Raw genomic sequence first — 12,410 nt, forward strand, 5'->3', positions numbered from 1 at the left:
GCCTGAGCCTTCACACGGTCAGCTTCGACGCGGGCCTGTTCACGGGCTTCCTCGACAAGCTGAGCAGCGCGTTTCTTGCTTTGCTCAATGATTTCGGCTGCCTGTGCCTTAGCTTCACGCAGTTGCTGACCCGCTTTTTCTTGGGCCAGCTCCAGGTCGCGAGCTGCGCGGTTGGCAGCGTCCAAGCCGTCGGCAATCTTCTTTTGGCGCTCTTGCAGAGCAGTGATGACCGGAGGCCATACGTACTTCATGCAGAAGAGTACAAAAATCAAGAAGGCAACGGATTGGCCAATCAGGGTTGCATTAATATTCACGCCAACACCTCGCTCGGTCTTTGGTTCATCACAGCTATCAACTCGTGGTTACGAGTGATTAGCCGGCGATTTGACCAACGAACGGATTCGCGAAGGTGAAGAACAGAGCGATACCAACACCGATCATGGTTACGGCGTCGAGCAGACCGGCAACGATGAACATTTTAACCTGCAGCATTGGAACCATTTCTGGCTGGCGAGCAGCGCCTTCCAGGAATTTGCCGCCCAGCAGGCCGAAACCAATGGCGGTACCCAGAGCACCCAGGCCGATCAGCAGAGCAACAGCGATAGCGGTCAGACCAACTACAGTTTCCATCTTTCCTCCCGACTTTTACGTCGTATTGGTTAGGTTTTTAAGTTGAAGCGGTAAAACAAATCGTTTGGTACAGCATGCCCTTGCGGACTTTTTAAGCCCTCCCCCCAAACGAGCGGGGAAGGCTATCAGACACGCCAGGCGGTCTTAATGGTTATCTTCGTGCGCCATCGACAGGTAGACGATGGTGAGCATCATGAAGATGAAAGCTTGCAGGGTGATGATCAGGATGTGGAACACCGCCCACGCCCATTGCAGCACGACACCCAGGCCGCTCAGCCACAGCAGGCCGGAACCGAACATGACCGCGATCAGGATGAACACCAGTTCGCCGGCATACATGTTGCCGAACAGACGCAGTGCCAGCGAGATCGGCTTGGCGATCAGGGTGACGAACTCGAGCAGGAAGTTGACCGGAATCAGCAGGATCTGCACGAAGATGTTCTTGCTGCCGAACGGGTGCAGGGTCAGCTCACCGATGAAGCCGCCCAGGCCCTTGACCTTGATGCTGTAGAAGATGATCAGCGCGAATACGCAGAACGCCATGGCCAGGGTCGCGTTCGGGTCGGTGGTCGACACGGCGCGGAACGGAATGTGCGGATCACCGGAGATCAGGATGGCCAGCTGAGGAATCCAGTCGACCGGTACCAGGTCGACGGCGTTCATCAGGAATACCCAGACGAAGATGGTCAGCGCCAGCGGTGCGATGACCGGGCTACGGCCGTGGAAGGAGTCCTTCACGCTGCCGTTGACGAAGTCGACCATCACTTCCACGAAGTTCTGCAGGCCGCCAGGCTGGCCGGAGGTGGCCTTCTTGGCCGCCATGCGGAAGATGAACAGGAAGATCAGACCCAGCGCGACGGACCAACCCAGGGTGTCCAGGTGGAACGCCCAGAAGCCCATTGCCTTGGCTTCTGCAGCCGAATGGGCAAAGCCCCAGCTGCCGTCTGGTAGTTGACCGTAGGTCAGGTTCTGCAAGTGGTGCTGGATATAGCCCGAAGCGGTTTCTGCTGCCATGGTTGCCTCAAACGCCCTAAGGTCTCGAAAGTCTTTTATTCATCAGCAGGGGCGCGAACCAGCTGACCAAAAGGGTCAACACGAAGACGCCGAATACTGCTAGCGGCGCCAGTGGCTTCACTCCTGCGAAGGTCAGTGCAAAAAGCACTGCCGTCAAAATCATCTTGCCTGCCTCGCCAGCGTAGAACGACTTGACGATGGCTTGTGCCGCCCGAGCTCCGCTAAAGCGAAAAGCCTTCCAGGCGAAATACACGTTGGGCAGCCAGGCAATCAAACCTCCGCAAAGGCCTGAATATCCACTGACCACCCCTTTCCACTGCCACAACACCAGGGTCGCCAGCAGGAATACGACAAATTGAGCCAGCAGTACCGGAAAAACCGCCCAGCGATGGAAAGGCAGGCGGTTTGGCGTGCGGATTTCCATCACAACTGCTCCTCGGAAGTCGACCAACAAGTCAGTGATGACTTGGCATAATTTGTGCCGACAAAATGCGCGCAGAGTATAGGGGTGGTTTAACCCCTATTCAACTCTTCGGTAGTGATTTCCGACTGCGCGCTACAACAGCAATTGTTTCAGCGGATGTGTGCAAGCACACCTTGCAACTCGTCAAGCGAGTTGTAGCGAATAACCAATTGGCCTTTACCCTTGTTGCCGTGGCGAATCTGCACAGCCGAGCCCAGGCGCTCTGCGAGCCGCTGTTCAAGGCGCGCGATATCCGGATCAGGTTTGCCCGGTTCGACCGGTTCAGGCTTGTCGCTGAGCCACTGGCGAACCAGTGCTTCAGTTTGGCGCACGGTGAGACCACGTGCGACAACATGACGCGCCCCCTCTTCCTGGCGATTTTCATCCAACCCGAGCAATGCGCGGGCATGACCCATTTCCAGGTCGCCGTGGGCGAGCATGGTCTTGATCGCATCTGGCAAGGTAATCAGGCGCAGCAGGTTGGCCACGGTGACCCGCGACTTGCCGACCGCATCGGCCACCTGTTGCTGAGTCAGTTCGAACTCCTGCTGCAGCCGCTGCAGGGCCAGCGCTTCTTCCAGCGGGTTGAGGTCTTCACGCTGGATGTTCTCGATCAGCGCCATGGCAATGGCGGCCTCGTCGGCCACTTCGCGGACCATGGCCGGGATGGTGTCCAGGCCGGCCTGCTGGGTGGCACGCCAACGGCGCTCACCGGCAATGATCTCGTAGCGGTTATCGCCGATCGGGCGCACCACGATCGGTTGCATCACCCCATGGTTGCGAATCGAGTGGGCAAGTTCTTCCAGCGCCTGTGGGTCCATGTCCCGGCGTGGCTGATATTTGCCACGCTGGATCAGTTCGACCGGCAGGTGCTGAAGCTCCTTCTGGTCGATCTTCACAGCCTGCTCTTCGAGCGCGCTCACGGTAGGACCACTGAGCAGTGCATCCAACCCACGTCCGAGACCCCGTTTCTTGACGGCCATACGGATTCCTTAAGTTGTCTGTGCAGTGCGCGACTGACGGCGTTGCCGGCGAACCAGTTCCCCAGCCAGCGCCAGATAAGCCAGGGCGCCACGCGATTGCTTGTCGTAGGCCAGGGCCGGCATGCCGAAGCTGGGCGCCTCGGCCAGGCGAATGTTGCGCGGAATGACCGTGTCGTAAAGCTGGGGCCCGAAGTGCTCCTTGAGCTGGGCCGACACATCGTTGTTCAGGCTCAGGCGGGGATCGTACATGGTCCGCAGCAAGCCCTCGATCTTCAGCTCCGGGTTCAGCCGGGCAGCGATGCGCTTGATGTTATCCACAAGGTCACTGAGACCCTCCAGTGCGTAGTACTCGCACTGCATGGGGATGATCACGCCATCGGCTGCGACCAGGGCGTTGAGCGTCAGCATCGACAGCGACGGCGGGCAATCGATCAGGATGTAGTCGTAGTTGTCACGGATGGGCGCCAGCGCGTTGCGCAGGCGGCTTTCCTTGACCTGCATTTCCAGCAGCACCACTTCGGCGGCGGTCAGGTCGCGGTTGGCCGGCAGCAGCTGAAAACCACCGTGCTCGGAGTAATGCATGGCCTGGGCCAGGTCGCACTCCCCGATCAGCAGGTCGTAGACCGAGTGCTCGAGTTCGTGTTTGTCCACACCGCTGCCCATGGTGGCGTTGCCCTGCGGATCGAGGTCGATCAGCAGCACACGACGCTTGGTTGCGGCCAGCGAGGCGGCGAGATTGATACAGGTGGTGGTCTTGCCTACACCACCTTTCTGGTTCGCGATTGCGAATACCTTAGCCATTGATGCGCGTGTTCCCAGTCATGCCTTGCGGCGCAGTATCAGCAGATGGCGCTGGCCCTGGCAACCTGGAACGGTCAGGGCCTGTTCGCTTTCCACTGTGAAGTCTGCGGGCAATGCTACCAGTTCATCGGCAGGATGCAGCCCCTTCATTGCAAGCCATTGCGTCCCGGTGTCGCCCAGGTGGCGGGTCCAGTTGGTGAAGTTCTCCATGCTGCTGAAGGCACGGGAGATGATCCCATCGAACGGTTGTGCAGGTTGGAACGCCTCGACCCGGCTGTGGATAACCGTGAGGTTGTCCAGCTTGAGTTCCATTTTCACCTGGGTCAGGAAGCGGGTTTTCTTGCCATTGGCATCGAGCACGGTCACCCGCTTGTGCGGGTGCAGGATAGCCAAAGGAATACCAGGCATGCCACCACCACTGCCGACATCCAGCCAGTTGTCCCGCCCGCTGTGGATAAACGCCATGACGCTCAGGCTGTCGAGCAGATGCCGCGAAACCATCTCGTCCGGGTCGCGCACGGCGGTCAGGTTGTAGGCTTTGTTCCATTTGATCAACAAGGCCAGGTAGCCGAGCAGTTTTTCATGCTGCTCGGCACTCAGTTCTACACCAAGCTGCCGCGCACCTGTGGACAACTCTTCAGCATGTTGCGGGGTAACCAGGGCACTCAAGCGCTTTGCTCCAATTCGCGGCCAGCGCCGCGTTTTTTCAAGTGAATCAGCAACAGGGAAATCGCCGCCGGGGTCACGCCTGGAATGCGCGATGCCTGGCCCAGGGTTTCCGGGCGGGTCTGGCCCAGCTTGCCCTGGATCTCCTTCGACAGGCCGGAAATGGTCGTGTAATCGATATCCACAGGCAACCGGGTGTCCTCGCTGGCACGCAGGCGAGCGATCTCATCCTGCTGGCGGTCGATGTAACCGGCGTACTTGGTGCGAATCTCGACCTGTTCGGCGACCTGTGGATCGATTGCCTCACCGCCGGTGGCCTCGATCAGGCCGGCGTAGTCGATTTCCGGGCGGGCCAGCAGGTTGAGCAAGCTGTACTCGTGGCTGAGCGGCGTGCCGAACTTATCCACAATGGCTTGGCCTTGTTCGGTATTGGGTCGTACCCAGGTCGACTTCAGGCGCTGCTCCTCGCGCTCGATACCGTCGCGCTTGGCGCAGAAGGCCGCCCAGCGCTGGTCATCGATCAGGCCCAGTTCACGGCCCTTTTCGGTCAGACGCAGGTCGGCGTTGTCTTCGCGCAGAATCAGCCGGTACTCGGCACGCGACGTAAACATACGGTACGGCTCCTGGGTGCCCAGGGTAATCAGGTCGTCGACCAGTACGCCGATGTAGGCCTCGTCACGGCGAGGGCACCAGCTGTCACGGCCTTGTGCCCGCAGCGCGGCGTTGGTCCCGGCCAGCAGGCCCTGGGCGCCGGCTTCTTCGTAACCGGTGGTGCCATTGATCTGGCCGGCGAAGAACAAGCCGCCGATGACTTTGGTCTCGAGGCTGTACTTGAGGTCACGCGGGTCGAAGTAGTCGTACTCGATGGCATAGCCAGGGCGCACGATGTGGGCGTTTTCCATGCCACGAATCGAACGGACCAGTTCCAGCTGCACGTCGAACGGCAGCGACGTGGAAATACCGTTCGGGTACAGCTCATGAGTGGTCAAGCCCTCGGGCTCGATGAACACCTGGTGGCTTTCCTTGTCGGCGAACCGGTGGATCTTGTCTTCGATCGATGGGCAGTAGCGCGGGCCCACACCTTCGATCACGCCCGAATACATGGGCGAGCGGTCGAGGTTCGAGGCAATGATCTCGTGGGTACGCGCGTTGGTATGGGTAATCCAGCAACTGACCTGGCGCGGGTGCATTTCGGCATTGCCCATGAACGACATCACCGGTATGGGCGTATCGCCTGGTTGCTCGGTCATGACCGAAAAATCCACCGAACGACCGTCGATACGTGGTGGCGTACCCGTTTTCAAGCGGCCCACGCGCAGTGGTAGCTCGCGCATACGGTGTGCCAGCGCGATCGAAGGCGGATCACCGGCACGACCACCTGAATGGTTTTGCAAGCCGATGTGGATCAGGCCGCCAAGGAAGGTACCGGTGGTCAGTACCACCGATTCGGCAAAGAAACGCAGACCCATCTGGGTCACCACGCCTTTGACCTGATCCTGCTCGACGATCAGGTCATCGCAGGACTGCTGGAATATCCACAGGTTTGGCTGGTTCTCCAGGATTTCACGAACCACCGCCTTGTAGATGGCGCGGTCGGCCTGGGCACGGGTTGCCCGTACAGCTGGACCTTTGCGGTTGTTCAGAACGCGGAACTGGATGCCGCTCTTGTCGGTGGCCAATGCCATGGCGCCACCAAGGGCATCGATCTCTTTGACCAGATGGCTTTTGCCGATACCGCCGATAGCGGGGTTGCAGCTCATGTGACCGAGGGTTTCCACGTTATGGGTCAACAGCAGGGTTTTCACACCCATGCGTGCTGACGCAAGCGCAGCCTCGGTACCGGCATGGCCGCCGCCGATGACGATCACTTCAAAACGGGAAGGGAAATCCACCACGCACCTCGTGCCTGTTTTTGCGAATAGAGAAGGTAAGCCGACAAGTATAGGGACTTACCCCCCCTTAAAGAAACCGTCTGAGCAAATTTTGACCAGTCTGTGGATGAGTGGCACACAACAGAAATCAAAAAAGAGAAATTTATAAAAGCTTTGTTTTTATGTTTATTCTTATGCACAGCCTTATCTGTGGATAAACCTTTGCAGGCGTTGAATTACGTCATGTACAGAGAAAATAAACCCTGTGGTTGGAGTGCCCTGAGGGGTATGGATAACGTGATTTAGCCTGTGGATTAAATGCCTGTTTACCCACAGGGGGTTTTGTCCTCAGAAAAAAAGCATGCTTATCAACGGAGCTGAAGGCGGGTTTTCCACAGGGCTCCTGAGCGCATTTCCAAGCTTGTGTATGAAAAATTGTGAGCCTGTACTGGCCTTCTCGCAGGTAAACCCGTTCCCACAGGAGGGCGGAACAAGCATGGCAAGCAGGAAACTTGTGGGTGCTGGCAGGCCGGCGATGGCGCCCGCACGGTAGATGCGTGAATTCCAGGCAAAAAAAAGCCGCTCCCGAAGAAGCGGCCATTGGCAGTGCCCGGCTGTGGATTATTTGCCAATACAGAAGCTGGAGAAGATCCGCCCCAGCAAATCATCCGAACTGAATGCCCCGGTGATCTCGCCCAACGCATGCTGGGCCTGACGCAGGTCTTCCGCCAACAGCTCTCCCGCGCCCGCCAGGGTCAGTTGTGCGCGGCCATGCTCCAAGTGCTCACTGGCCTGGCGCAACGCATCCAGGTGGCGCCTGCGGGCGCTGAAACCGCTCTCGGCAGTCTGTTCATAACCCATGCAGGCCTTCAGGTGGTCGCGTAGCAGCTGCAGGCCTGCGTCATTGCCCTTGGCGCTGAGGGTGATCGTGACGTGGCCATCATCGCTTTGTTCCAGCCCTACCCGCTCGCCACTCAGGTCTGCCTTGTTACGGATCAGCGTAACCTTCGCCGGGTCTGGCCGCTGGTCGAGAAACTCTGGCCACAGGGCAAACGGGTCGCTGGCTTCGGGCGCTGTGGAGTCGACCACCAGCAATACCCGGTCAGCCTCGCCAATGGCCTTCAGCGCCCGTTCCACACCAATCTTTTCCACATGGTCATCGGTGGCCCGCAACCCGGCGGTGTCCACCACATGCAGCGGCATGCCATCAATGTGGATATGTTCGCGCAAAATATCCCGTGTGGTGCCGGCAATGTCGGTGACGATCGCCGCTTCGCGCCCGGCCAGCTGGTTCAGCAGGCTGGATTTACCGGCATTGGGCCTGCCGGCGATAACCACCGTCATGCCGTCGCGCAGCAATGCACCCTGCCCGGCCTCGCGCCGGACGGTGGATAACTCTCGGCGTACGGTATCGAGCATCGAAAGCACGTGGCCGTCGGCGAGGAAGTCGATCTCTTCTTCAGGGAAGTCGATCGCTGCCTCGACGTAGATGCGCAATGCGATCAACGCCTCGGTCAAACCCTGCACACGCTTGGAGAACTCGCCCTGTAGCGAGCGCAGGGCGTTGCGGGCCGCCTGGCTGGAGCTCGCCTCGATCAGGTCGGCAATGGCTTCGGCCTGCGCCAGGTCGAGCTTGTCGTTGAGGAACGCGCGCTCGCTGAACTCACCTGGGCGGGCCAGCCGACAGCCAACTTGTACACAGCGCTGCAGCAGCATGTCCAGCACCACCGGGCCACCGTGGCCCTGCAGCTCAAGCACGTCCTCGCCGGTGAACGAATTGGGCCCGGGGAAGAACAATGCGATCCCTTCGTCCAGTACCAGCCCGTCCTCATCGCGGAAGGGGCCGTAATGGGCGTGGCGCGGGGTAAGCGTACGGCCGGTGATCAATTGCCCAGCCTTGGCGGCCAGGGGCCCGGACAACCTGACAATCCCCACCCCGCCGCGGCCCTGGGCGGTGGCGATGGCTGCGATGGTTTCACGCACAATGTTCATGCTCGAAAGCCTCTACGACAACAACGACAGATAGCAAAAACGCCCCACTAGGGGGCGTTTTTATTCACAGGCTAGCGTAGCAGCCCGTCAGGCAGCAGCTTTTTTCGTGGCTGCTTCGATGCGACGTGTGATGTACCACTGCTGCGAAATCGACAAGCAGTTGTTCACAACCCAGTACAGCACCAGACCCGCTGGGAACCACAGGAAGAAGAAGGTGAAGATGATCGGCATCATTTTCATCACCTTGGCCTGCATCGGATCCGGCGGCGTTGGGTTCAGGCGTTGCTGGATGAACATGGTGGCGCCCATGATGATCGGCAGGATGAAGAACGGATCCTTGATCGACAGGTCGGTAATCCACAGCATCCATGGCGCCTGGCGCATTTCAACGCTTTCCAGCAGCACCCAGTACAGGGCCAGGAACACCGGCATCTGCACCAGGATCGGCAGGCAGCCGCCCAACGGGTTGATCTTCTCTTTCTTGTACAGCTCCATCATCGCCTGGGACATCTTCTGGCGATCATCACCGAAGCGCTCTTTCAACGCGGCGAGTTTCGGTGCAACGGCACGCATGCGCGCCATGGAACGGTAGCTGGCAGCCGACAACGGGAAGAACAGGCCTTTGATCAGCATGGTCAGCACGATGATCGACCAGCCCCAGTTGCCCAGCAGGCTGTGGATATGTTGCAGCAGCCAGAAGATCGGCTGGGCGATGAACCACAGGAAGCCGTAGTCGACGGTCAGTTCCAGGCCTGGGGACAATTCCTTGAGCTTGGACTGGATCTTCGGACCGGCATACAGCATGGCGCTGGTTTCAACCTTGCCACCGGCAGGTACGTTCAGTGCCGGGCCGGTGTAGCCGATGATGTAGTTGCCTTGGCTGTCCTTGCGCGTCTGAACAACGTTGTTGTCCGACTTGGCCGGGATCCACGCGGTCACGAAGTAGTGCTGCAGCCAGGCTACCCAGCCACCAGACACATTTTCTTTCAAATTGCCCTTGTCCATGTCCTTCATCGAGACCTTTTTGTAAGGCTCGGAAGCTGTCCACAGGGCTGCACCCAGGTAGGTGGCGGTGCCGGTCGCAGTGCTCGAGGACGGATCGCCGCTGGCGTCACGCTTGAGCTGGGCAAACATGTTGCCGCTCCACGGCTGGCTGCTCTGGTTGTCGATCAGGTAGCTGACATTCAGGTCGTACTCACCGCGCTTGAAGCTGAAGCGCTTGATGTAGTTGACGCCGTTGTCGCTGAACTTAAGGTCGACCACCAGTTGCTGCTGGCCGTCAGCCAGTTGGTAGCTTTTCTGCTCGGCGGCATACAGTGGGCGGCCGCTGGCGCGGGCATCCGGGCCGTTGGCGCCGGTCAGGCCACTTTGTGCCAGGTAGACACGCTCACCACCATTGTCGAACAACTGGAACGGGATGTCCGGGTGGTCCTGGCGGCGGGGGTATTTCGGCAGGTTCAGCTGGACGATGTCACCACCAACCGGGTCGATAGCCAGCTCAAGGACGTCAGTCTTGACGCGGATCAGGTCCTTGCTGAGTGCGACCGGTGCCAGTTCGGCAGGGCTGGAGTCGGCGTTGGCGCTCGGTACATCGGCGCTGGCACCGTTGTTACCGGCCGGCACGCCATCGGGCAAGCCCGGCGCAACAGTGCTGGCAGCAGTATTCTGAGTCGGCAAGGCAGCTTGGCCGTAGTCATCGTTCCACTTCAGGACCATGACGTAGGACACGACTGCCAGCGCGGCGATCAGGATCGTGCGTTTAATATCCATGATTACTCGGCTATCGAAGAAGTTCGGGAGGAAGGAGCGGGTGGAACGGGGTCGAAACCGCCTGCATTCCACGGATGACAACGCCCCAGGCGACGAACAGCCAGCCACCCACCACGCCACAAGCCATGATTTTCGATGGCTTCGTAGGCGTAACAGGAGCAGCTGGGGAAGAAACGACAGTGGCTGGCCATCAGAGGACTAATGGCGTAACGGTAAAACTGGATCGGAACGAGCGCCAGTTTACGCATCTTGGCTGTCTACCCCTGCGCAATTGGCGGTGACTACTGGTGCTGGGCGGGAGCGCGCCAGGCGTTTCCAGAGTTTGCCAAAGTGTTGGTGCAATTCCGGGTTTTCTACTTCACCCAATCCCTTGCGCGCGACGATCACGATGTCCAGGCCGGCGAGTAACTGCTGGTTCAGACGAAAGGAATCGCGCATCAAGCGCTTGAGGCGATTGCGTTGAACGGCGAGTTTGACGCTTTTCTTGCCGATCACCAGGCCCAGCCGTGGGTGATCGAGGCCGTTCTCGCGAGCAAGGATCAGCAGGTTTTTCCCTGGAACCTTGCCGGTTGGGGAGTCGAAGACCGCTTTGAAATGCCGGGGTGTAAGCAGTCGCTTTTCCCGACTGAAGTCCTGACTCACCACCTGTGCCGAAAAATCAAATGGCCAGACGCTTACGGCCTTTGGCACGACGACGCGACAGAACAGCGCGGCCGTTCTTGGTAGCCATACGGGCACGGAAACCGTGAGTGCGCGCGCGCTTGATGGTGCTTGGTTGGAAAGTACGTTTCATGGCGTGTTACCTGGTTTGTCGACGACGGGCCGGGATGGCCCCCTTTTTACGAGACCGGCGATTCTAGAGAAAGCAAGCCCGTAGGTCAATTTCCAACCAGTCTTTCCCTATAGAGCATGTGATGGACGGCAACTGCTCGGCCATGACCCCAGGGTGCTTGATCGAAGGTACGCGCTGGGGACAACATGAAAAAAAAGAAGAGAGATATAAAAAGCTTTTCTGATAAACCTATAAAGCTTAGGTGGATAACTTTCTGTGGATAACCTACTTCAGGCCACGGTTAATGGGATGTACAGCGTTTCATAAGTATGTTCTGAACCCGTGCTGCGCTTGTTTCGTAGGTGGTCGCAACCTGTGGATTAAATCGTCTGTTATGCACAGGTGAATTATCCACAGGCTGAAACCCAGGGTTGTGCATAGCCCTCATGGCGGGTTATCCACAGAGCTTATCAACACCGCCTTCATGTCAATCTGGTCGATAAATGGCTGATTTGTCATGGTTACTCATGTGTCCACATGTGGATAACTGGACGCTCGACCGGTACAATGGCGGTTTGTTTTTGCCTCATCCGGCTTTCAAACTCAGGGGATATCCGTGTCAGTGGAACTTTGGCAGCAGTGCGTGGAGCTTCTGCGCGATGAACTGCCTGCCCAGCAATTCAACACCTGGATCCGTCCGCTACAGGTCGAAGCCGAAGGCGACGAGTTGCGCGTCTATGCGCCTAACCGTTTCGTTCTCGATTGGGTCAATGAAAAGTACCTGGGCCGCTTGCTCGAATTGTTGGGCGAGAACGGCAGCGGCATAGCACCTGCCCTTTCCTTATTAATAGGCAGCCGCCGCAGCTCGGCCCCGCGCGCCGCGCCCAACGCGCCGGTCAGTGCTGCGGTCGCCGCTTCACAGGCGCAGACCCAGGCCAAAAGCCAGACCCTCAAGGCTGCGCCTGCTGCGGCTACACTCGAACCTGCAGCAGTAACGGTTACCGAATCTGTGCCGATGGATGAAATGGCCGAGCCGTCTTCGCGCGACAGCTTCGATGCCATGGCTGAGCCGGCCGCTGCGCCAGCCACCAGTGGCAGGGCCGAACAGCGCACCGTACAGGTTGAAGGTGCGCTCAAGCACACCAGCTATCTGAACCGAACCTTCACCTTCGATACCTTTGTCGAGGGTAAGTCGAACCAGCTGGCGCGCGCAGCGGCCTGGCAGGTCGCAGACAACCCCAAGCATGGCTACAACCCGTTGTTCCTTTATGGCGGTGTGGGTCTGGGTAAAACCCACCTTATGCATGCTGTGGGTAACCACTTGCTGAAGAAGAACCCGAATGCCAAGGTTGTGTACCTGCATTCGGAGCGCTTCGTCGCAGACATGGTCAAGGCGCTGCAGCTCAATGCCATCAACGAATTCAAGCGTTTCTACCGTTCGGTAGATG

The 12,410-nt window shown here is 58.8% G+C and carries 14 protein-coding genes; 1 reads left to right on the top strand and 13 read right to left on the bottom strand.

Annotated features, from left to right (window positions below):
- The 13 genes from APH30_RS22525 to rpmH form a co-directional block, all read right to left on the bottom strand.
- The coding region (locus APH30_RS22525; RefSeq protein WP_054913813.1) for a F0F1 ATP synthase subunit B at positions 1–314 on the bottom strand (314 nt) is incomplete at its 3' end.
- 58 nt (positions 315–372) lie between these two features.
- The gene (gene atpE / locus APH30_RS22530; RefSeq protein ID WP_003097235.1) at positions 373–630 is read right to left on the bottom strand and encodes a F0F1 ATP synthase subunit C; all 258 of its coding nucleotides are present in this window, start codon (positions 628–630) and stop codon (positions 373–375) included.
- A gap of 144 nt (positions 631–774) precedes the next feature.
- Positions 775–1,644 (bottom strand): F0F1 ATP synthase subunit A, encoded by an 870-nt coding sequence (gene atpB / locus APH30_RS22535; RefSeq protein WP_003260030.1) that lies wholly within the window; start codon positions 1,642–1,644, stop codon positions 775–777.
- Between the two features lie 16 nt (positions 1,645–1,660).
- Positions 1,661–2,068, bottom strand: a complete 408-nt coding sequence (locus APH30_RS22540) for a F0F1 ATP synthase subunit I (RefSeq protein ID WP_054913814.1) — start codon at positions 2,066–2,068, stop codon at positions 1,661–1,663.
- Positions 2,069–2,217: 149 nt separating this feature from the next.
- Positions 2,218–3,090, bottom strand: coding sequence for a ParB/RepB/Spo0J family partition protein (locus tag APH30_RS22545; RefSeq protein WP_054913815.1), 873 nt, complete (start codon positions 3,088–3,090; stop codon positions 2,218–2,220).
- A 9-nt stretch (positions 3,091–3,099) separates the two neighbouring features.
- Complete coding sequence (locus APH30_RS22550; RefSeq protein ID WP_009684667.1) at positions 3,100–3,891, bottom strand: ParA family protein; 792 nt, start codon at positions 3,889–3,891, stop codon at positions 3,100–3,102.
- An 18-nt stretch (positions 3,892–3,909) separates the two neighbouring features.
- Positions 3,910–4,560, bottom strand: a complete 651-nt coding sequence (rsmG, locus tag APH30_RS22555; protein ID WP_054913816.1) for a 16S rRNA (guanine(527)-N(7))-methyltransferase RsmG — start codon at positions 4,558–4,560, stop codon at positions 3,910–3,912.
- Positions 4,557–6,449: a tRNA uridine-5-carboxymethylaminomethyl(34) synthesis enzyme MnmG gene (gene mnmG / locus APH30_RS22560; RefSeq protein WP_009684669.1), complete on the bottom strand. Its 1,893-nt coding sequence runs from the start codon at positions 6,447–6,449 to the stop codon at positions 4,557–4,559. The genes rsmG and mnmG overlap by 4 nt, the downstream gene beginning before the upstream one ends.
- A 600-nt stretch (positions 6,450–7,049) precedes the next feature.
- Positions 7,050–8,420 (bottom strand): tRNA uridine-5-carboxymethylaminomethyl(34) synthesis GTPase MnmE, encoded by a 1,371-nt coding sequence (gene mnmE, locus APH30_RS22565; protein WP_054913817.1) that lies wholly within the window; start codon positions 8,418–8,420, stop codon positions 7,050–7,052.
- Between the two features lie 87 nt (positions 8,421–8,507).
- Positions 8,508–10,190: a membrane protein insertase YidC gene (yidC, locus tag APH30_RS22570; RefSeq protein WP_009684671.1), complete on the bottom strand. Its 1,683-nt coding sequence runs from the start codon at positions 10,188–10,190 to the stop codon at positions 8,508–8,510.
- A 2-nt stretch (positions 10,191–10,192) separates the two neighbouring features.
- Positions 10,193–10,438 (bottom strand): membrane protein insertion efficiency factor YidD, encoded by a 246-nt coding sequence (gene yidD, locus APH30_RS28310; protein ID WP_009684672.1) that lies wholly within the window; start codon positions 10,436–10,438, stop codon positions 10,193–10,195.
- A complete protein-coding gene (gene rnpA / locus APH30_RS22575) occupies positions 10,431–10,835 on the bottom strand; it encodes a ribonuclease P protein component (protein WP_029886846.1) in 405 nt (134 codons plus the stop codon). Before rnpA ends, yidD begins: the two co-directional genes overlap by 8 nt.
- Before the next feature lie 13 nt (positions 10,836–10,848).
- On the bottom strand, positions 10,849–10,983 hold the full coding sequence (gene rpmH / locus APH30_RS28315) for a 50S ribosomal protein L34 (RefSeq protein ID WP_003253163.1): 135 nt from the start codon (positions 10,981–10,983) through the stop codon (positions 10,849–10,851).
- A gap of 595 nt (positions 10,984–11,578) precedes the next feature.
- Here rpmH and APH30_RS22580 point away from each other — a divergent pair.
- Positions 11,579–12,410 (top strand): DnaA ATPase domain-containing protein (locus tag APH30_RS22580; protein WP_256222117.1); only part of this gene is annotated, 832 nt, incomplete at its 3' end.

This window comes from Pseudomonas sp. NBRC 111127 (assembly GCF_001320345.1).
Taxonomy (GTDB): Bacteria; Pseudomonadota; Gammaproteobacteria; order Pseudomonadales; family Pseudomonadaceae; genus Aquipseudomonas; species Aquipseudomonas juntendi.

Excerpts from the sequence above, each read along its gene's own strand:
- atpE (WP_003097235.1), bottom strand. The coding sequence starts at position 630 with ATGGAAACTGTAGTTGGTCTGACCGCTATCGCTGTTGCTCTGCTGATC.
- atpB (WP_003260030.1), bottom strand. The coding sequence starts at position 1,644 with ATGGCAGCAGAAACCGCTTCGGGCTATATCCAGCACCACTTGCAGAAC.
- APH30_RS22540 (WP_054913814.1), bottom strand. The coding sequence starts at position 2,068 with ATGGAAATCCGCACGCCAAACCGCCTGCCTTTCCATCGCTGGGCGGTT.
- APH30_RS22545 (WP_054913815.1), bottom strand. The coding sequence starts at position 3,090 with ATGGCCGTCAAGAAACGGGGTCTCGGACGTGGGTTGGATGCACTGCTC.
- APH30_RS22550 (WP_009684667.1), bottom strand. The coding sequence starts at position 3,891 with ATGGCTAAGGTATTCGCAATCGCGAACCAGAAAGGTGGTGTAGGCAAG.
- mnmE (WP_054913817.1), bottom strand. The coding sequence starts at position 8,420 with ATGAACATTGTGCGTGAAACCATCGCAGCCATCGCCACCGCCCAGGGC.
- yidC (WP_009684671.1), bottom strand. The coding sequence starts at position 10,190 with ATGGATATTAAACGCACGATCCTGATCGCCGCGCTGGCAGTCGTGTCC.
- yidD (WP_009684672.1), bottom strand. The coding sequence starts at position 10,438 with ATGCGTAAACTGGCGCTCGTTCCGATCCAGTTTTACCGTTACGCCATT.
- rpmH (WP_003253163.1), bottom strand. The coding sequence starts at position 10,983 with ATGAAACGTACTTTCCAACCAAGCACCATCAAGCGCGCGCGCACTCAC.